General features: G+C 61.0%; 17 protein-coding genes. 11 read left to right on the plus strand and 6 right to left on the minus strand.

Annotated elements, in window-relative coordinates:
• The first annotated feature begins 1 nt into the window (after position 1).
• The 3 genes from sucD to AC07WS_RS24990 all read left to right on the plus strand — a co-directional run bounded on the left by sucD (position 2) and on the right by AC07WS_RS24990 (position 2,185).
• Positions 2-883 carry a succinate--CoA ligase subunit alpha gene (gene sucD / locus AC07WS_RS24980; RefSeq protein WP_008452531.1) on the plus strand — a complete coding sequence of 294 codons (882 nt, stop codon included), beginning with the start codon at positions 2-4 and terminating at the stop codon, positions 881-883.
• A gap of 71 nt (positions 884-954) precedes the next feature.
• Positions 955-1,530, plus strand: coding sequence for an FHA domain-containing protein (locus tag AC07WS_RS24985; RefSeq protein WP_494731671.1), 576 nt, complete (start codon positions 955-957; stop codon positions 1,528-1,530).
• 196 nt (positions 1,531-1,726) lie between these two features.
• A complete protein-coding gene (locus AC07WS_RS24990; protein WP_494731672.1) occupies positions 1,727-2,185 on the plus strand; it encodes a pilin in 459 nt (152 codons plus the stop codon).
• A 62-nt stretch (positions 2,186-2,247) separates the two neighbouring features.
• Here AC07WS_RS24990 and AC07WS_RS24995 read toward each other — a convergent pair whose 3' ends face one another.
• Positions 2,248-2,958, minus strand: a complete 711-nt coding sequence (locus tag AC07WS_RS24995; protein WP_494731673.1) for a flagellar brake protein — start codon at positions 2,956-2,958, stop codon at positions 2,248-2,250.
• Between the two features lie 365 nt (positions 2,959-3,323).
• Between AC07WS_RS24995 and AC07WS_RS25000 the strand changes: the two genes are divergently transcribed.
• Together AC07WS_RS25000 and AC07WS_RS25005 are read left to right on the plus strand one after the other, a co-directional pair.
• On the plus strand, positions 3,324-5,792 hold the full coding sequence (locus tag AC07WS_RS25000; RefSeq protein WP_494731674.1) for a hypothetical protein: 2,469 nt from the start codon (positions 3,324-3,326) through the stop codon (positions 5,790-5,792).
• The gene (locus AC07WS_RS25005; RefSeq protein WP_494731675.1) at positions 5,789-8,119 is read left to right on the plus strand and encodes an RHS repeat-associated core domain-containing protein; all 2,331 of its coding nucleotides are present in this window, start codon (positions 5,789-5,791) and stop codon (positions 8,117-8,119) included. Before AC07WS_RS25000 ends, AC07WS_RS25005 begins: the two co-directional genes overlap by 4 nt.
• A 542-nt stretch (positions 8,120-8,661) precedes the next feature.
• On the opposite strand, the gene moaC is transcribed toward AC07WS_RS25005, so the two are convergent.
• A complete protein-coding gene (gene moaC, locus AC07WS_RS25010) occupies positions 8,662-9,165 on the minus strand; it encodes a cyclic pyranopterin monophosphate synthase MoaC (RefSeq protein WP_494731676.1) in 504 nt (167 codons plus the stop codon).
• 145 nt (positions 9,166-9,310) lie between these two features.
• Between moaC and AC07WS_RS25015 the strand changes: the two genes are divergently transcribed.
• Positions 9,311-10,948, plus strand: coding sequence for a M48 family metallopeptidase (locus AC07WS_RS25015; RefSeq protein WP_494731721.1), 1,638 nt, complete (start codon positions 9,311-9,313; stop codon positions 10,946-10,948).
• Here AC07WS_RS25015 and AC07WS_RS25020 read toward each other — a convergent pair.
• Genes AC07WS_RS25020 through AC07WS_RS25035 form a run of 4 tightly spaced genes read right to left on the minus strand, consistent with a single transcriptional unit; the run spans position 10,923 to position 13,145 of the window.
• Positions 10,923-11,507, minus strand: coding sequence for a DUF2946 family protein (locus tag AC07WS_RS25020; protein WP_494731677.1), 585 nt, complete (start codon positions 11,505-11,507; stop codon positions 10,923-10,925). The two genes, AC07WS_RS25015 and AC07WS_RS25020, sit on opposite strands and share 26 nt — an antisense overlap.
• Positions 11,500-12,474, minus strand: coding sequence for a YheT family hydrolase (locus AC07WS_RS25025; protein ID WP_494731678.1), 975 nt, complete (start codon positions 12,472-12,474; stop codon positions 11,500-11,502). Before AC07WS_RS25025 ends, AC07WS_RS25020 begins: the two co-directional genes overlap by 8 nt.
• Positions 12,475-12,482: 8 nt before the next feature.
• Positions 12,483-12,908 carry a YybH family protein gene (locus AC07WS_RS25030; protein ID WP_494731679.1) on the minus strand — a complete coding sequence of 142 codons (426 nt, stop codon included), beginning with the start codon at positions 12,906-12,908 and terminating at the stop codon, positions 12,483-12,485.
• Positions 12,909-12,938: 30 nt separating this feature from the next.
• Positions 12,939-13,145, minus strand: a complete 207-nt coding sequence (locus AC07WS_RS25035) for a zinc-finger domain-containing protein (protein ID WP_117014229.1) — start codon at positions 13,143-13,145, stop codon at positions 12,939-12,941.
• Positions 13,146-13,282: 137 nt separating this feature from the next.
• On the opposite strand from AC07WS_RS25035, the gene AC07WS_RS25040 reads away from it, so the two are divergent.
• From AC07WS_RS25040 to fba, 5 genes are all read left to right on the plus strand, one after another.
• Positions 13,283-14,029, plus strand: coding sequence for an AzlC family ABC transporter permease (locus AC07WS_RS25040; protein WP_494731680.1), 747 nt, complete (start codon positions 13,283-13,285; stop codon positions 14,027-14,029).
• Positions 14,022-14,351, plus strand: a complete 330-nt coding sequence (locus tag AC07WS_RS25045; RefSeq protein WP_494731681.1) for an AzlD domain-containing protein — start codon at positions 14,022-14,024, stop codon at positions 14,349-14,351. The genes AC07WS_RS25040 and AC07WS_RS25045 overlap by 8 nt, the downstream gene beginning before the upstream one ends.
• Positions 14,352-14,419: 68 nt before the next feature.
• Positions 14,420-15,634: a phosphoglycerate kinase gene (locus tag AC07WS_RS25050; RefSeq protein ID WP_494731682.1), complete on the plus strand. Its 1,215-nt coding sequence runs from the start codon at positions 14,420-14,422 to the stop codon at positions 15,632-15,634.
• A gap of 177 nt (positions 15,635-15,811) precedes the next feature.
• The gene (gene pyk, locus AC07WS_RS25055) at positions 15,812-17,263 is read left to right on the plus strand and encodes a pyruvate kinase (protein ID WP_494731683.1); all 1,452 of its coding nucleotides are present in this window, start codon (positions 15,812-15,814) and stop codon (positions 17,261-17,263) included.
• 78 nt (positions 17,264-17,341) lie between these two features.
• Positions 17,342-18,406: a class II fructose-bisphosphate aldolase gene (gene fba, locus AC07WS_RS25060; protein ID WP_117013989.1), complete on the plus strand. Its 1,065-nt coding sequence runs from the start codon at positions 17,342-17,344 to the stop codon at positions 18,404-18,406.
• Positions 18,407-18,505 lie beyond the last annotated feature (99 nt).

Genomic DNA, 18,505 nt, shown 5'->3' on the forward strand with positions numbered 1-18,505 from the left:
CATGTCCATTCTGATCAATAAAGATACCAAAGTCGTTACCCAAGGTATTACCGGCAAGACCGGTCAATTCCACACCCGCGGTTGCCGCGACTACGCGAACGGCAAAGCCGCCTTCGTGGCAGGCGTGAACCCGAAGAAAGCCGGCGAAGATTTCGAAGGCATCCCTATTTTCGCTAACGTCACCGAAGCGAAAAAAGAAACCGGCGCCAACGTGTCCGTGATCTACGTCCCGCCAGCAGGCGCGGCCGCCGCGATCTGGGAAGCTGTCGAAGCCGAAATGGATCTGGCCATCTGCATCACCGAAGGCATCCCTGTCCGCGACATGATGGCCCTGAAGGACCGCATGGCTAAAGCAGGTTCCAAGACCCTGCTGCTGGGCCCTAACTGCCCAGGCCTGATCACCCCTGACGAAATCAAGATCGGCATCATGCCAGGCCACATCCACAAGAAGGGCCGCATCGGCGTGGTATCGCGTTCGGGCACCCTGACCTATGAAGCAGTCGGCCAGCTGACCGCGCTGGGCCTGGGCCAATCGTCGGCAGTCGGCATCGGCGGCGACCCGATCAACGGTCTGAAGCACATCGACGTCATGAAGATGTTCAACGACGATCCTGATACCGACGCGGTCATCATGATCGGCGAAATCGGTGGTCCGGACGAAGCCAACGCGGCTTACTGGATCAAAGACAACATGAAAAAACCGGTCGTCGGCTTCATCGCCGGTGTGACCGCTCCTCCGGGCAAGCGCATGGGCCACGCCGGCGCGCTGATCTCCGGCGGCGCCGACACCGCCCAAGCCAAACTGGAAATCATGGAAGCTTGCGGCATCACCGTCACCAAGAACCCGTCCGAAATGGCGCGTCTGCTGAAAGCCATGCTGTAATAACAGCTTGCTTTAGTGTGGAATAATGAAGGGGAGCCCAGCGCTCCCCTTTTTTTGTTTTGGAGACCAGATTGGCGAAGATCATCATCTCGCGGGATGGGCAAGTCGAACAGCAAGTACAACTGAGCAAAGAGCGGATGACCATCGGCCGTCACCCGCGCAACGACATCGTGCTGACGCATCCGGCCGTCAGCGGCGACCATGCCGTCATCGTCACCATCCTGGACGACTCTTTTCTGGAAGACCTGCACAGCACCAACGGCACCTTCGTCAACGGCCACCGCATCGGCAAGCACTTCCTGCAGCACCAGGATGTGATCAAAATGGCCAAGTTCCAGATCGAGTTCATCGCCGACGGCGTGCGGCCGATGATGGCGGCCGCGCCGCTGCTGGCGCAGATCGAAGTATTAAACGGCAACAATGCCGGCAAACAAATGGCCTTGACCAAGCCGCAGACCACGCTCGGCCGCGCCGGCGTGCAGGTGGTGGTGATCCACCGCCATCCCGACGCCTACACCATCAGCCATCAGGAAGGCGCGCAGCCGCCGCTGGTCAACGGCGTGGCGCTCGGCAAGCAGGAGCAGCGCCTGAACCATGGCGACGTGATCGACCTGGGCGGAACGCAAATGGCCTTCCGCATCGCCTGACAATATTTGTCAGCGGCCCGGCCGGTTGACAAATTGCGGCGCGGCGACTGACAAAAAACGGCAGTCCGGGCGGTGAAAAGCGACAGTTTTTGGCAGGTTTCGCCGGTTTCGGGGTGAAAAATGGGGTGGCACACCAATTGCAGTTAGCACAGTGTCCCACCCAATTTTGTAGTTCAACACACCCCAGGAGTCGAAAATGAAATCCATGAAAATGATGAAGAAACAAGCCCAGGCCGGCTTCACCCTGATCGAACTGATGATCGTGGTTGCCATTATCGGCATTCTGGCCGCCGTCGCGATTCCAGCGTACAGCGACTACACCGTGAAGGCCAAGGTCGCCAACGCCTTGGGCGCAGTCGACTCGCTGAAAACCGCCGTGGCGCTGTGCGCTCAAGAAGCCGGTGGTACGCTGACCACTTGCTCGGACGGCGCAGCAGGCATTCCAACCTTTACCGCAACCAAGGAAGTGGCTACCGCAACCGTCACCGGCGGCACCATCCTGATGACCTTCAACACTGGCGTGGGCAAGGACGTTGATAGCTCCACCATCACCTTTGTGCCAGTGATTGCTGCCGGCGGTACCAATGTACGCTGGACCGCTACCGCATCGACCGCGAACGCCGCTGCCAAGGCCGCGATCGAGAAGAACAACTAATCAGTTGATCACGTAGAAAACCCGGCAGCTGCCGGGTTTTTTTTCGTCCACAGAAACGCGGGTCAGACGATCTTCTGGCGGTCGGCGATCAGCGCTTCGTAGGTCAGGTTTTGCAGCATCGTGTAGTGGACCGGGTCCAGGTCGATGAACTGCACGCCGTAGGTGAACACCTCGGGCTTGTCGCCGGTGGCCGGCTTGACCACGTTGATGTTGCGGATGGTCGCATTCGGATTGATGCGCACCTGGCGGTTGCCGGGCTGGGCGATCAGGTAGAACGACAGGCCGACCTGGGTCTCGTCGTCCGACAGCTTCTTGGACGATTCGATCAGTGCGCCGGACACGCTCAGGTTCACCAGGAACACCGAGGTGGTGCCGATGGGTGAGGTCACCTGGGCGGGGATGTCGACCTTGACCCGCATCGCCGCGCGCAGGCTGGTGCCCTGGATGGACACCGGGAACGACAGGTGGACATAAAACAAGGGACGCGGGAAAACCCGCTGCACCACGCAAGAGAAGGAGCACACGTTCACGCCGGAGAAGACGCGGATGGTCAGCTTGTCGCCATCGTTGAGGGCGATCGGCGCACCGTTCTCGAACGGAACCTTGACGATCATATACTCGTCCTTGGCCCAGCCGATCAGCGTGGAGAAGTGCTGGATCGGCTTGATGGTGCGATGGGTGATGAACTGTATCCTGCCGCCTACCTGCAGGTTCATCTGCTCGAATTCGTATTCCTGAGTCTTGGCTTCGCTCGGTGGAGGGTTGCTGCTCATTCAAATTCTTTCTCGTATGCGCGAGGCGGGTACGGTGAGGCCTACGTCAAAAATTACTTCTGCGACATTGATTATATACGCGCCAATCAAAGGTAACAATCAGACAATACGATGGGTTGCTATTCGGTCGCAGACCGGCCAACTGGCGGGGGGCGCAACGCTGAAAACCGTTGCGTTTTGGAGTTCATGGAACGCGTGAGCTTGCTGGCTCCGGTGGCGGCCGCCACAAGCGCGCTGTAAACTTTTCCCTATCCTGACGTGATTGAGCGGTCAAACCGGGATTTTTGTAACACGTGGGTTTTCGAGAGAATTGCGCTGGAGCTATGTGCCATACTCGATTGAAATTTCCATGTGGAAATGTTTGTGTGATTCCGATTTCAATGGATGAATTGACTGTGAATATGCAGACTCAGACCCGAAAACCGCAATCGCCACTGCGCTTCACCGTCATTGCCAGAAATATATTGCTTCTATTGCCATTATTTATCCTGGCAAATTCTGTCCAAGCGACAACCTATGTTCAAGCGAAAAAAGTCTATCTGGGAGGGTCTGCCTATTTTACCGATCACGATGCGGCAGCGGATTCGTATGCCAAAGAGCATTGCGGTGCGTATGGCCAGTCCGATTGCCGTGGAAGCTATACGTCGGAGTACTACAATGCGAGCCTTAGTAATTGGTGGTGGACGGGTACTGAAACGTACCTCATCACTACTTTAAATCCGCCGAATCCGCCTGTAGTAAAGGGTTACGCGGTAAATATTGGTAATTTCATTACTTTCGAATGCCCAAGTGGATTTACCGCCTACGATTTACCTCATGGGGCTGGGCTGTGTTCAGCGCCGGACCAGCCTGATCCGCCGCCACCACCACCCCCTCCTTCAGATTGCACCTGTAGCGCAGGCGGCTCTCCACCACCGCCACCAGTCCCGGGTTCCCCGCCAGCCGATCCGCCACTCGAATCAGACGCCGTACCGTCTGCCAACCCATCCGTAGGAAATCCAATTCTTCCGTCGACGGGAGTGAAGGAGCAGGTAGAGACAGACTATACCAATGCCAGCGGCACGCTTTCTTTCATTCGAACCTATCGGAGCAGCACAAAGCGATGGGAGCACAATTACTCATCCTTCGCCGCCAGCCTGAGCGCGCCGACGGCGTATGCGCAAAATGGGACGGGCTGTTATCTGGCCGTCAGCAGCTCATCCCATCTCCCGTACTGTTACCCATATGCTTCAGTGGGCACCACGAATGACATTGGCCTGCGTCGCGCCGGCGGCAACATGCTGTATTTCAGCAGTGGGAATTCATTCAAGCCACGGGCGGACATCAATGACAGGATATCGCCATCGCTGGATGCTGGCGGCGTTCAAAACGGATGGACCGTGATCAATGGCCAAACGGAAGCTGTTGAAAGCTACGATTTGAATGGATTGTTATTGAGTTCGACCAGCCGCAACGGCCGAATTACCACGTACACCTATAGCGACACGCACACGGCGCCTGCGATTGCACCCTCTGCCGGGCTGTTGCTGACTGTGACCGATGTCTTCGGTCATCAATTGAGCTTCAGCTATACCAGCACGGGTTTGATGAATACCATGACGGATCCGGCAGGTGGGGTCTACCAGTATGCCTACGACAGCAAGAATAATTTGACGTCGGTTACCTACCCGGACGGAAAAGTGCGTCGCTACGTGTATAACGAACCGGCCTATACGGCCAATAGGGATCAGCCGTTCGCCTTGACCGGCATCGTTGATGAAAACAACAATCGATATGCCACGTTTAAATATGCAGCTATCGGTTCCGCGATTTCTACCGAGCACGCAGCGGGTACGCTGAAATTCTCGCTATCCTATCCGTACCCGAATCAGCAAACAGTGGTCATTGATCCATTGGGCACGACCCGCACCTACAATTTTGCCACCGTGCTGGGCGTGGTCAAAAGCTCTGGCATCACCAAACCCTCGCCTACAGGGACCGGTACGGTGTCGACGTCACTCAGTTACGACGCCAACGGCAACGTATCGTCAACGACCGACTTTAACGGCAACCGGACTACTTATACCTACGACCTGACGCGCAATCTGGAGCTGACGCGGATTGAAGCTGCTGGCACGGTCAGCGCGAGGACCATCACCACTGCGTGGCACCCCACATGGCGTCTGCCGACCCAGATTGCAGCGCCTAAACGCCGCACCACTTTTACCTACGACGCCAATGGCAATGTTCTGACCAAGTCAGTGCAGGCCACCAATGATGCAAATGGCACGACGGGCTTTAATGCGCCATTGGTTGGCACGGCGAGGGTGTGGACCTACACCTACAATCAGTTTGGCCAGATGCTGACTGAGAAGGGGCCGAGAACGGACGTGAATGACGTCACCAGCTACGCCTATGATGAGCAAGGCAATTTGACCAGCATTACCAATGCCGTTGGTCACGTAACCACCATGTCAGGCTACGACGCCAATGGAAGAGTCGGCAGGATCACCAATCCCAACGGGCGAGTGACCGAATTCAGTTATACACCGCGCGGCTGGCTCTCCTCGCGCACCGATGGCGGCGAAAATACCAGCTATACCTATGATGACGCCGGACAGATGACGCAAGTTACATTGCCGGACAATTCAACGATCTCGTACACCTATGACGGTGCGCATCGCTTGACCAATATTGCCGACAGCATGGGTAATAACATTGTCTACACCCTGGACCTCAAAGGCAATCGCACTGCGGAGAGCGTGAATGATCCAAGCGGCGTGCTGGCTCGAAAGACGGCCTGGGTTTATGACGCCTTGAGCAATCTGAAACAGCAAACGGGAGGTGCGCAATGAACCGCTACTCCCCAACGCGCGCTGTGATCAGCGCCGTGATTATCTCGCTGGTGTACACGCCCATGCTTGGCAGTGTGACCTGCACAGCGGCCTTCGCCCAGACGCAAAACACCACCAGCAACTACCTGTATGACGCGATGGACAATCGGACCCAGGCGACCGACCCGCTGGGCAACGTCACCAACTTTAGCTATGACGCGCTGCACCGCATCAAGCAGCAAGTGCAGCCGGTACCGGCCGTCGGCGTTGCGCGTCCAACGACCAACTTCACCTATGACGGACTTGACCAGACCAGCACGATCAGCGATCCGCGCAATCTGGTAACGACCTACACCAACGATGGCTTGGGTAACCAGTCCGCGCTGTCCAGCCCGGATACTGGCACAGCGAGCCGTACCTACGATGCCGCTGGCAACCTCGTCACGAGCACGGACGCGCGCGGCAAAGTGACGACCTTGAGCTACGATGCGCTCAATCGTGTGACCAGTATCGCGTTCTCCACCGGCACGCCCATCACATTTGAATATGATGGCGGCAGTGTTGGTGCTGCAAACGCGCTTGGCCACCTGACCAAGTTGACCGACGAGTCGGGACCGACCACCTATGGTTATGACCAGATGGGGCGTGTGCTATCCAAGGTGCAGACCACGGTCAGCGCGGCAGGTACGATCACGCGTACCGTAGGCTATGCGTACGGCAGCAATGGCAAACTGACCAGCCTGACATATGCGAGCGGCAACCGTATCAACTACAGCTACGATGCAGCGGGGCGTATCAGCAATCTCACGCTCAATCCATCGGACAGCAACGGCGGAACAAACGCGGGCATTGCGATTGCGCTGTTGGATCAGATTCACTATGCGCCGTTTGGCGCTGTGCAGAGTTGGGTGTGGGGTAACAGCACCGATGCTACGCCTAACGGCTATGCGCGCACCTTCGATCTGGATGGACGTGTGACCAGCTACCCCTTGGGGAATGTGGCCGCAGGCACTGGCGTTCTGAGGACCATCAACTTCGACGCGGCCAGTCGAATCACGTCAATGACTCATAGCGGGAGCGTCACAGCGTCGGCGTACGATCAACGTTTTACCTACGATGGGTTGGGCCGGCTATTGACCTTCAACGACAATACTGGCAGCCAGACGTATGCATACGACGCAAATGGCAACCGTACCCAATTCTCAATCGGGTCGGGAGGATATGCCAATACCATCAGCACGGTCAGCAATCGGCTAAGCTCGACTACCGGCCCATACCCAGCCAAAAGTAATCAATACGATGCGGCAGGTAACTTGAGCACGGATGGCACGATCAGCTATGCTTACAGCGACCGTGGCCGCATGAAAAGCAGTACCTTTGCAGCCGCTACCACCAGCTATTTGTACAACGGCCTCGGCCAGCGGGTCAGCAAGACGGGCACGCTAGTACCTACTGGCGGGAATGAGTACATGTACGACGAAGCCGGCAGGTTACTGGGGGAATATGATGCTGCAGGGCTGGTGGTTCAGGAGACTGTCTTCCTGGGTGATACGCCTGTTGCGGTACTTAAGCAGGCGACCGTTGGCGCGCCAGCGCTGGTGAGCACATCGGCATATTATATTTATGCCGACCATCTCAACACGCCAAGAGTGATAACGGATGCTGGCAACGGAACTATTGTTTGGAACTGGAGCGCCACAGATCCATTCGGGCTGGTGGGGCCGAACGAAAATCCAAGCGGCGGCGCCTTCAGCTACAACGTTCGCTTCCCTGGTCAACTGTTTGACAGAGAGACCAATACCCACTACAACTACTTCAGGGATTATGATCCGCAGACGGGAAGGTATGTCGAAAGTGATCCTTTAGGTTTAATTGCTGGGGTGAATACTTATGCATATGTAATGGGCAACCCAATTAGCAACATCGACCCGACCGGGCTCTCCTCCGTTACATATGATGGGCAGGCTCATACAATCACTGTCAAAGGCAGCTCTGGGCAGACGGTTGCGACCTACCCAGCAAATAACCGAACAACAACAACCAGTGGTGGTCCTTGGCCGGATGGTACATACAATTATTCGCACTCAAATGCCCATCCGGAAAGTAACGCCAACGGAGCCTACGGATCACATGGAATTTTTGTTTTCAATGTTCCAGGGCGTCCCGGTATGGGTCTTCACTCAGGTAGGGCGAACAGCGGCGCGCAGAATCACCCGACTTTGGGTTGCGTACGCACGACCGATTCAGCCATGAGTTACCTGCGAGATTTTGTTCAAAACGATCCGATTACGTCTATAACGGTCGTGAACAACGATCCGAACGCGCCACAGCAGGGAACGAGTCAATAGCAGAACGGAGAACATATTTATCATGCCCTATTCGAAACCAGCCGAAAGATTTCATGCGCGGTTTTTGTCGGCGATTTTTGCGGTTGGGTGTCTTGCAATTCCGGCCTCCTACGCGTGGGCGGGGACGGCTTGCAGCTCTCAGACAAGCGCAAAAGCCGAGCGTACCCTTGTGGATGCCCGTGTCGACTGGACTTCACTTTATAAGCACTGGCATGTATATGCGATTTGCGACGATGGGGGCATTGGCGAAGGATATTCCGATGCAGTGGTCTCGTTGTTAGCGGGGCAATGGAGCCAGCTGCACGTGTTTATGTCCATTTCGAACGCGGACCCAGCATTCCAACGTTGGGCTTTGCACCACATCGACGCTACGTCTTCTGACAAGGACTTGGCAAAAATTATATTGAATTCTAAAAAAAGCTGTCCACATGACGTGTCTGCGCAGCGTACCTGTGCACGAATTGGGCGAGCTGCCTTGGCAGCCCTAAAAGATTTACGTTCTGAGGCTAATCAATAGCCGCTGAAACTAACAAATCAACCACTTAAGAGGCCGCGCTCCAGTCGCCCGACTTGCCGCCATGCTTTTCCATCACGCGGATATCGGTCATCACCATGCCCCGGTCCACCGCCTTGCACATGTCGTACACCGTCAGCAGGCCGACTTGCACGGCGGTCAGCGCCTCCATTTCCACGCCGGTCTTGCCGTAGGTTTCGACCTGCGCCTTGCAATGCACGCTGGAATTGGCCTCGTCGGTCTCGAAATCCACCGCCACGCGGGTCAGCGCAAGCGGGTGGCACAGCGGCACCAGGTCGCTGGTGCGCTTGGACGCCATGATGGCCGCGATGCGCGCGATGCCCAGCACGTCGCCTTTCTTGGCCGTGCCGCCGGTGATGATGGCCAGCGTCTCCGGCTTCATGCGGATGGTGCCGCTGGCCACGGCGATACGATGGGTCTCGGTCTTGGCGCCGACATCGACCATGTGGGCCTGGCCGGAGCCGTCGAAGTGGGTCAGTTGGTCGGCGGGCGCGGAGTTTTCGATGGTCATGGTGGGCTGAAATACGTAACAAGATAATTCGTCGGCGGACGCCGTGCGTGAGCGTCCAAGTTGCGGGTATCATATCATCGTGAATGCTAAACGATCCCCCCGCTCCCTGCGGCAGCGCGTAGTCGCCGCCGCGCTGCTGCTCGCCATGCCGCTGGCCATGGCGCAAGACGTGCTGGCGCCCGCCAAGATACCGAACCTGCCCGCGCTCGGCGATACCGAACGCCAGGATTTGTCGCCGCTGATGGAGCGCAAGCTGGGCGAGGAAATCATGCGCGATATCCGCCGCGACCACGATTTCCTCGACGACGGCCCCATCCTCGAATACCTGAACAGCTTCGGCAATGCGCTGGTGGCGGCCCGCCCCGGCGCGCGCGGCGAGGCCAATTTCGATTACTACTTCTTCGCCGTGCGCGATCCGCAGCTGAACGCCTTCGCGCTGCCGGGCGGCTTCATCGCCGTGCACTCGGCGCTGCTGCTGGCGGCGCAGTCCGAGTCCGAGCTGGCCTCGGTGCTGGGCCACGAGATCGGCCACGTGGCGCAGCGCCACATCGCCCGCTCGATCGGCCAGCAGAAGCAGGACGCGCTGATCCCGCTGGCGGCTATGATCCTGGCGGCGCTCGCCTCCAAGGCCGGCGGCGACGCGGCCATCGGCGTGTTTTCGGCCGGGCAGGGCCTGGCGATCCAGCGGCAGCTGAACTTCGGCCGCGACGCCGAACGCGAGGCCGACCGCATCGGCTTCCAGATCATGGGCGCGGCCGGCTTCGACACCTCGGGCATGGTGGCCTTCTTCCAGCGCATGCAGACCGCCACCCGCAACTACAGCGACCTGGTGCCGGCCTATCTGCAAAGCCACCCGCTGACCACCGAGCGCATCGCCGACATCCAGGCCCGCATCCGCGAGCAACCGTACAAGCAGCGCCAGGACAGCCTGGACTTCTACCTGGTGCGTTCGCGCGCGCGCGTGCTGCAGGACCCGAGCGCGTCCGGGCTGGCCGAGGCCAAGGTGTTTTTTGAAACCCAGATGCAGCAGGAAAACCGCCAGCAGGTCACGGCCGGCCAGTACGGCATGGCCTTCCTGTCGCTGAAAAAAGGCGATACCGCCCAGGCCCAGGTGTGGCTCGACAAGGCGCGCGCGACCTTCGACAAGCCGCTCGCCGCAGGCACCTTCGGCGTGGCCGCGCGGCCGGCGCCGGATTCGATCTTCGTCAGCACGTCGATAGAAATCAAGCTGGCGGAGCCCGACAACAAGGCCATGATCGCCAAGGGACTGGCCGAGGCGGAAGCGGCGCACCTGCAGTTTCCGCTGTCGCGCGGCATCGCGCATCAATACGGCGAGGCGCTGATCGCGGCCGGCAAGCTGGAGGAGGCGGCCACTTATCTGCGCGACCAGGTGCAGCTGTACCGCGAAGATCCCGACGCCTACGACCTTCTGGCGCAGGCGTATTCCAAGCAGGGCAAGCTGGCCTTGCAGCATATCGCGCTGGCGGAATCGTATGTGCTGCAGGGCGGCGTGCTGTCGGCGCTGGACCAGCTGAACTACGCGCGCAAGTCGCCCGACGCTTCCTTCTACGACCAGGCCGTGATCGACGCGCGCGAGCGCGAGTTGCAGGCGCGCCGCCGCGAGGAGCTGGGCGAGAAGGGCAAGAAGGATTTACGCGAGGCGGAAACGCGCCCGGCGTTCAAGGCGGAATTGCGCAGCGGCCCGGAAGCGGCGCAGTCAGCCAACCCCTTCGACCGCCTGCGCCAGAACACCGACCCTACGCAGGGGCGGACGGCGCGCTGACGTAGCTGAAACGCGCCGGCAGTCCGGCGGCGGCCACGCGCTGCACGGCCACGCCGTCCAGCGTCAGCGCACCGGACATCGAACCGTCCATCCACGCCAGCAGGGTTTCGTCGGCCACGGCGGCGCCGTTCATTTTCAGCCGCGGCAGCACGTGCGCGAAATCGCGGTCGTCCAGCTGCGCCACCACGGCGCCGCTGCGCAGGACCAGCGCGCCAGTCTCCGTCAGCACCGCTTCCTCGACCGGTCCCAGCGCCGCGCCCGTGTGCAGCACCCAGCCCTGGGCCGGATCGGTGCGCACGATGTAGGGCGTGGCCTCCAGCTGCACGTACACGCGCTGCGGCCCGTTCTGAAAATACCAGCAGCCGCGCTCGTCGGCCGCGTAGTTGCGGACGATGAAGGCCACCAGCGCCGCGTGGTGCAATTTATCGCCGGGCAGGTTCAGATGCTGGGCGCGTTCGTCGCGCATGCGCCAGTTGCCGCGCGCGTCCAGCCCCAGCCAGCCGTAGCAGTGGGGCACGTTGGGCCACTTGGCCAGCGCTTGCTTGACAATGTCATCCATGTTGTTCGGCCGGTGCGTGGTGGGTGGCGGTGGCGCCTTGCAGGAAGTGGATCAGGCGTTGCGGCAGCCAGGCCAGCTTGCCGGGCAAGCCGTCGGCGACAAAGCCCACATGGCCTCCCTGGTCAGGATAATCCAGGATCACGTTCGGCGCCGCACGTTGCGGCAGGTGGCGGCCGGGCAGGAAGGGATCGTTGCGGGCGTTGAGCACCAGGGTCGGCACGGTGATGTCGTCCAGCACATGCTTGGCGCTGGCGCGGTCCCAGTAATCGTCGGTGTTGCGGTAGCCGTGCAGCGGCGCGGTCACCACGTTGTCGAAGGCGTACAGGTCGCGCGCGGCGTGCAGCGCGTCGAGGTCGAACAGGCCGGGAAACTGCTTGAGCTTGGCCACGCACTTGGGCTTGAGCGTCTGCAGGAACATGCGCGTGTACACCATGTTGAAGCCGCTCGACAGCGAGATGCCGCCCTGCGCCAGGTCCAGCGGCGCCGACACCGCGCAGGCGGCGTCGACAAAGTCGGCCTGGTGCTGCGACTCGCCCAGCCAGCGCAGCAGCGCGTTGCCGCCCAGCGAGACGCCGGTGGCGTAGAACTTGCCGCTGCTGCGCGCGTGCAGACGGCGCACGATCCAGTCGATTTCGGCGGCGTCGCCGGAGTGGTAGAAGCGCGGCGCGCGGTTGGGCTCGCCGGAGCAGCCGCGGAAATGCGGCACCGCGCCGGACCAGCCGCGCGCGGCCAGGTCGGCCATCAGCGCCCGCGCGTAGTGGCTGTCGGACGAGCCCTCCAGCCCATGGAACAGCACCACGAAGGGCTGGCCCGGCCGGCCGTCGACGAAATCGACGTCGATGAAATCGCCATCCGGCGTGTCCCAGCGCTCGCGCCGGAACGGTACCGCCGGCTTGGCGACGCAGGTGGCGGGATAGATGGTCTGCAGGTGGCCGGAGGGAAGCCAGAAGGGCGCGGTGTACTTCACGGCGAAACTTAGTGCAGGATCTGGCTGTGCGTGTCGGACGGCGCCGGACCCGGCGCCACCGACACATGATGCAGCACGATGCGCCAGCCGCGCGGCGTCTTGACATAGACGTTGGTGGCAACCAGGTGCGCCGCCTCGCCGCCGGCGGCCGTGCCTTCGACCACGGTGTGCACGGAACTCATCAGGTTGTGGGTTTCATGCAGCTGCGACGGCACGATGTGCAGGCCGCCGTGCTCGAGGATCGCCGACCACGAACCGCGGATGGCCGCGTGCCCGATCAGGCGCGGCCCGCCCGGATGCACGCAGACGATCTCGTCGTCGTCGGCCCACAGGGCCATCAGGGCGTCCAGGTCGGCGCGGTTGAGCGCGTCGTAAAACGCCGATTCGGTCTCGGCGGCACTGCCATTCAACTGCTTGACTCGCTTGGTGGGCATGCTGGCTCCGGGCGCTGGCTGGCGGTGGTGTTAGTGGTGGCCGACGACGGTGCCCGGCTTCAGGCGGTAGGCGGTGCCGCAGTACGGGCACTTGGCGATGCCGTCGTGGTTGAACTCCAGGAACACGCGCGGGTGGGACGACCACAGCGGCATGGCCGGATTCGGGCAGTGGGCCGGCAGGTCCTTGCCTTCGAGCTCGACTGCGTTGGTGGCGGCGGACGTGTGGGCGTTGGTCATATTCGTGTGCTCCGGAAGGCTGAGGAAAACCACGATTTTAACGGATTCGCGCATTGAGCAAAAATCATCGGTAAAATAGCGCCTCTACAACCCCGGTGCGGCCTGCTATGTGGCAGGAATGCCACACGACTACGCACATGACCGAATTGAGCAGCGCACCCCCTCCGCCCTACGTCGCAGAGCACCACGAACCCTCGTGGCGCGAAGGCCTCAAGACCGGTACTCCCACCTTGTTCGGCATCGGCGCCTGGGGCCTGGTGGTGGGCATCGCCATGGTCAAGAGCGGCCTGACGGTGCCGCAGGCGCTGGGCATGACCTTGCTGGTGTTTGCCGGATCGGCCCAGCTGGCAGCCCTGCCGCTGATTGCCTCGCACTCGCCGGTGTGGGTCATCTTCGCCACCGCGGTCGTGGTCAATCTGCGTTTCGTGATCTTTTCGGCGCTGCTGGCGCCGCATTTCGCCCAGCTGCCGTGGCGCAAGCGCTTCGTGCTGGGCTACGTGGCCGGCGATATGACGGTCGCCATGTTTCTGCAAAAATACCCCAGCGAGGCGCCGCAGGTGGGCAAGCTGTCCTATCTGAAGGGCCTGCTGTACCCGAACTGGGGCGCCTGGCAGGTCGGTTCCATCGCCGGCATCTTCCTCGGCAGCACCGTACCCGCCGAATGGGGGCTGGGCTTTGCCGGCACGCTGGCCATCATCTGCGTGATGATCCCGCTGGTGGTGGGGCGGCCGGCGCTGTGCGGCGTGCTGGTGGCTGGCGTGGTGTCGGTGCTGGCGGCCGGGCTGCCGTACAAGCTGGGCCTGCTACTGGCCGTGCTGGTCGGCATGCTGACGTCGATGGCGATCGAAGAGGGCATCGACAAATGGAGGAAAGCCCATGGTTGACTGGGAAATCTGGCTCATCATCGGCGTGCTGGCGCTGGCCACCGCCGCCACCCGCAGCTCGTTCTGGCTGATCGGCCAGCACATCACCATCCCCAAGCGGGTGCAGGAAATGCTGCGCTACGCGCCGGCCTGCGCGCTGGCGGCCATCGTCGCGCCCGACCTGGTGCTGGCCGACGGCCACGCGCTGCTGGATCTGAGCAACCTCAAACTGGTGTCCGGAATTGTCGCCACGATCTTTTATTTGCTGCGACGCAATATGTTGCAGACCATCGTGTTCGGCATGGCCTTTTACACGGCTTTGCGGCTGATCCATGTATTTTAATAACAGATGAATCACCCCGTGCTTGCGGTAAAATAGCGCTCTTTCTTCAACTCGACCCTTGGGTAGCCATGTCAGCTGTTTTGAACTTCATCCGTCTGCAAGATCTCATCGCCCAGAATGCGCTGCAAGGCAAGCGCGTCTTCATCCGCGCCGACTTGAACGTGCCGCAGGATGATGCCGGCAATATCACCGAAGATACGCGCATCCGCGCGTCGGTTCCCGCCATTAAGGCTGCCGCGGCAGCCGGCGCCAAGGTCATGGTCACGTCCCACCTGGGCCGCCCGACCGAGGGCGAGTTCAAGCCGGAAGACAGCCTGGCGCCGGTCGCCGCGCGCCTGGCCGAGCTGCTGGGCCAGCCGGTCGAGCTGAAACAGAACTGGGTCGACGGCGCCGGCCTGGAAGGCCTGCAGGCCGGCCAGGTGGTGTTGCTGGAAAACGTCCGCGTTAACAAGGGCGAAAAGAAGAACAGCGACGAACTGGCGCAGAAAATGGCCGCTTTGTGCGACATCTACGTCAATGACGCTTTCGGCACCGCGCACCGCGCGGAAGCCTCCACGCATGGCATCGCCAAGTTCGCGCCGGTCGCCTGCGCCGGCCCGCTGCTGGCCGCCGAGCTCGATGCGCTGGGCAAGGCGCTGGGCGCCCCGGCCCGTCCGTTGCTGGCCATCGTGGCCGGTTCCAAGGTTTCGTCCAAGCTGTCCATCCTCAAGGCCCTGGCCGACAAGGTCGACAACCTGATCGTCGGCGGCGGCATCGCCAACACCTTCATGAAGGCCGTCGGCCTGAACATCGGCAAGTCGCTGGTGGAAAACGAGCTGGTCGATGAAGCCAAGGCCATCATCGAGATCATGGCCAAGCGCGGCGCCCAGGTGCCGATCCCGGTCGACGTGGTGTGCGCCAAGGAATTCTCGCCGACCGCCGCCGCCACCATCAAGGCCGTGGCCGACGTGGCGGACGACGACATGATCCTGGACATCGGCCCGCAGACGGCCGCCATCCTGGCCGCGCAGATCGGCGCGGCCGGCACCATCGTCTGGAACGGCCCGGTCGGCGTGTTCGAGTTCGACCAGTTCGGCGAAGGCACCAAGACGCTGGCGCTGGCCATCGCCAACTCCAAGGCCTTCTCGATCGCCGGCGGCGGCGACACGCTGGCGGCCATCGCCAAGTACGACATCACCGCGCAGATCGGGTACATCTCGACCGGCGGCGGCGCCTTCCTGGAGTTCCTGGAAGGCAAGACCTTGCCGGCCGTGGAGATCCTGACCCAGCGCGCCGCGAAGTAAGTGAAAAAGCACGGTCGTGCGTTGTAGCAAATTGACAGTAAAATCCAGGTAATGCCTGGGAATGGTCCGATTTTTGTAGCTTTGCTACATTTTTCGGGCCGCCACACAAACAGCGCAGCTTTTCCTGGTCCCCGCCTGGCGGGGACTGTTCGCTAGCCCAAACGCTCAAGGATTACTATGTCCCGTGGTACTAAAATTGTCGCAACGATCGGCCCAGCCTCCACTGATTTCAATGTCCTGGTCAAAATGATACGTGCCGGTGTCGATGTCGTGCGCTTGAACTTCTCGCACGGCAAGGCACAGGATCACATCGACCGCGCCCGTCTGGTGCGCGAGGCGGCAGCCGAATGCGGCCGCGAGGTGGCGATCATGGCGGACATGCAAGGCCCTAAAATCCGCGTCGGCAAGTTTGAAAATGGTAAGATTGACCTTGCGAACGGCGATAAATTCATCCTGGACGCGAAATGGGGCGAAAACGGCGAACTGGGCAACCAGGAGCGCGTCGGCCTGGACTACAAGGCGCTGCCGCAGGATTTGCGCGCCGACGACAGGCTGTTGCTCAACGACGGCCTGATCGTGCTGGTGGTCGACAAGATCGTCGGCCATGAGATTTACACCACCGTGAAAATCGGTGGCGAGCTGTCCAACAACAAGGGCATCAATCGCCAGGGCGGCGGCCTGACCGCGCCGGCGCTGACCGCCAAGGACATGGAAGACATCAAGACGGCAATGAGTTTCCAGTGCGATTACCTGGCGATCTCGTTCCCGAAAAGCGCGACCGACATGGAGATGGCGCGCCAGCTGGCCAATATCGCCGGCGAGCCGTTCGGCCACAAGCCGATGATGATCGCCAAGATCGAGCGTGCCGAAGCGATCCCTGTGCTGCAGGAGATCCTCGACGCCTCGGACGGCATCATGGTCGCCCGTGGCGACCTGGCGGTGGAAGTGGGCAACGCGGCGGTGCCGGCGCTGCAGAAGCGCATGATCAAGATGGCGCGCGAGTCGAACAAGCTGGCGATCACCGCGACCCAGATGATGGAGTCGATGATCTTCAACGCCGTGCCGACCCGCGCCGAAGTGTCGGACGTGGCCAACGCGGTGCTGGACGGCACGGACGCGGTGATGACCTCGGCGGAAACGGCCTCGGGCCGCTATCCGATCGAGACGGTGGAAATGATGGCCGCCATTTGCGTGGAAGCCGAGCAGTCCGAGTACAACAAGCTCGACGCCGACTTCCTCAATGCGACCTTCACCCGGATCGACCAGTCGATCGCCTATGCCGCGCTGTTCACCGCGCACCATCTGGCGGTGAAGGCCATCGTGGCGCTGACCGAGTCCGGATCGACCGCGTTGTGGATGAGCCGTCACAACATCGACACGCCGATCTTCGCGCTGACGCCGAGCGTGACGACCCAGCGCAAGGTGGCGCTGTATCGCAACGTGAAGGCCTACAATCTGCTGCAGAAGGCCGGCAGCGCGGAAGTGTTGAAACAGGCCGAGGATCTGCTGGTCGAGTACGGCATCGCCAAGAAGGGTGACATGATCGTCGTCACCTGGGGCGAGCCGATGGGCCAGGTCGGCGGCACCAATGCGCTGAAGATCGTCAAGGTTGGAGAATTTACCAAGTAAGTCCGGTAGCGCCGTCCTCGCGGAACGAGGACGGCATTGCTCCGGCAACCAGGTTTTTTTATTGTTTGGAGTATTACCATGTCCCTCGTATCCATGCGTCAACTGCTGGACCACGCCGCTGAAAACGGCTATGGCATCCCTGCGTTCAACGTCAACAACCTGGAGCAGGTGCAGGCCATCATGGCCGCCGCCGACGCCCTGAACGCCCCGGTCATCATGCAGGCCTCGGCCGGCGCCCGCAAATATGCCGGCGAAGCCTTCCTGCGCCACCTGATCGACGCCGCCGTCGAAGCCTACCCGCACATCCCGGTCGTCATGCACCAGGACCACGGCCAGTCGCCGGCCGTCTGCATGGCCGCGATCCGCTCCGGCTTCACCTCGGTGATGATGGACGGCTCGCTGGAAGCGGACGGCAAGTCGGTCGCCTCCTACGACTACAACGTCGAAGTGTCGCGCGAAGTGGTCAAGTTCTCGCACGCCATCGGCGTCACCGTCGAGGCGGAACTGGGCGTGCTCGGTTCGCTGGAAACCATGAAGGGCGACAAGGAAGACGGCCACGGCGCTGACGGCACCATGACCCGCGAACAGCTGCTGACCGACGTGGCCCAGGCCGCCGACTTCGTGCAGCGCACCCAGTGCGACGCGCTGGCCATCGCCATCGGCACCTCGCACGGCGCCTACAAGTTCACCCGCAAGCCGACCGGCGACATCCTGGCCATCGACCGCATCAAGGAAATCCACGCCCGCATCCCCAACACCCACCTGGTGATGCACGGTTCGTCGTCGGTGCCGCAGGAACTGCTGGCCATCATCCGCGAGTTCGGCGGCGACATGAAGGAAACCTACGGCGTGCCGGTCGAAGAGATCCAGGAAGGCATCCGTCACGGCGTGCGCAAGATCAACATCGACACCGACATCCGCCTGGCCATGACCGCCGCCGTGCGTCAGTTCATGTTCCAGAACCCATCGAAATTCGATCCACGCGACTTCCTCAAGCCGGCCCGCGCCGCCGCCGAGCAGGTCGTGCGCGCCCGCTTCCAGGCCTTCGGCTGCGAAGGCCAGGCGTCGAAGATCAAGGTCATCCCGATGGAAAAAATGGCCGAGCGCTACAAGGCCGGCGAGCTGTCCCAGATTGTGAAGTAAAATTCTGTTTTGGAACGGACTGGTTCTTTCGGGAACCGGTCCATCTCTCTTGACCGGCTAGCAAGGTTTTCCCTGCGCCGGTTTTCGCTTTTCTATACC

Source organism: Duganella sp. GW821-FHT01E12 (assembly GCF_059422325.1).

What these genes read in the sequence shown, in the direction of transcription:
- sucD (WP_008452531.1), top strand. Translation starts at nt 2, where the DNA reads ATGTCCATTCTGATCAATAAAGATACCAAAGTCGTTACCCAAGGTATT.
- AC07WS_RS24990 (WP_494731672.1), top strand. Translation starts at nt 1,727, where the DNA reads ATGAAATCCATGAAAATGATGAAGAAACAAGCCCAGGCCGGCTTCACC.
- AC07WS_RS24995 (WP_494731673.1), bottom strand. Translation starts at nt 2,958, where the DNA reads ATGAGCAGCAACCCTCCACCGAGCGAAGCCAAGACTCAGGAATACGAA.
- AC07WS_RS25005 (WP_494731675.1), top strand. Translation starts at nt 5,789, where the DNA reads ATGAACCGCTACTCCCCAACGCGCGCTGTGATCAGCGCCGTGATTATC.
- moaC (WP_494731676.1), bottom strand. Translation starts at nt 9,165, where the DNA reads ATGACCATCGAAAACTCCGCGCCCGCCGACCAACTGACCCACTTCGAC.
- AC07WS_RS25015 (WP_494731721.1), top strand. Translation starts at nt 9,311, where the DNA reads ATGCCGCTGGCCATGGCGCAAGACGTGCTGGCGCCCGCCAAGATACCG.
- AC07WS_RS25020 (WP_494731677.1), bottom strand. Translation starts at nt 11,507, where the DNA reads ATGGATGACATTGTCAAGCAAGCGCTGGCCAAGTGGCCCAACGTGCCC.
- AC07WS_RS25030 (WP_494731679.1), bottom strand. Translation starts at nt 12,908, where the DNA reads ATGCCCACCAAGCGAGTCAAGCAGTTGAATGGCAGTGCCGCCGAGACC.
- AC07WS_RS25035 (WP_117014229.1), bottom strand. Translation starts at nt 13,145, where the DNA reads ATGACCAACGCCCACACGTCCGCCGCCACCAACGCAGTCGAGCTCGAA.
- AC07WS_RS25040 (WP_494731680.1), top strand. Translation starts at nt 13,283, where the DNA reads ATGACCGAATTGAGCAGCGCACCCCCTCCGCCCTACGTCGCAGAGCAC.
- AC07WS_RS25045 (WP_494731681.1), top strand. Translation starts at nt 14,022, where the DNA reads ATGGTTGACTGGGAAATCTGGCTCATCATCGGCGTGCTGGCGCTGGCC.
- AC07WS_RS25050 (WP_494731682.1), top strand. Translation starts at nt 14,420, where the DNA reads ATGTCAGCTGTTTTGAACTTCATCCGTCTGCAAGATCTCATCGCCCAG.
- pyk (WP_494731683.1), top strand. Translation starts at nt 15,812, where the DNA reads ATGTCCCGTGGTACTAAAATTGTCGCAACGATCGGCCCAGCCTCCACT.
- fba (WP_117013989.1), top strand. Translation starts at nt 17,342, where the DNA reads ATGTCCCTCGTATCCATGCGTCAACTGCTGGACCACGCCGCTGAAAAC.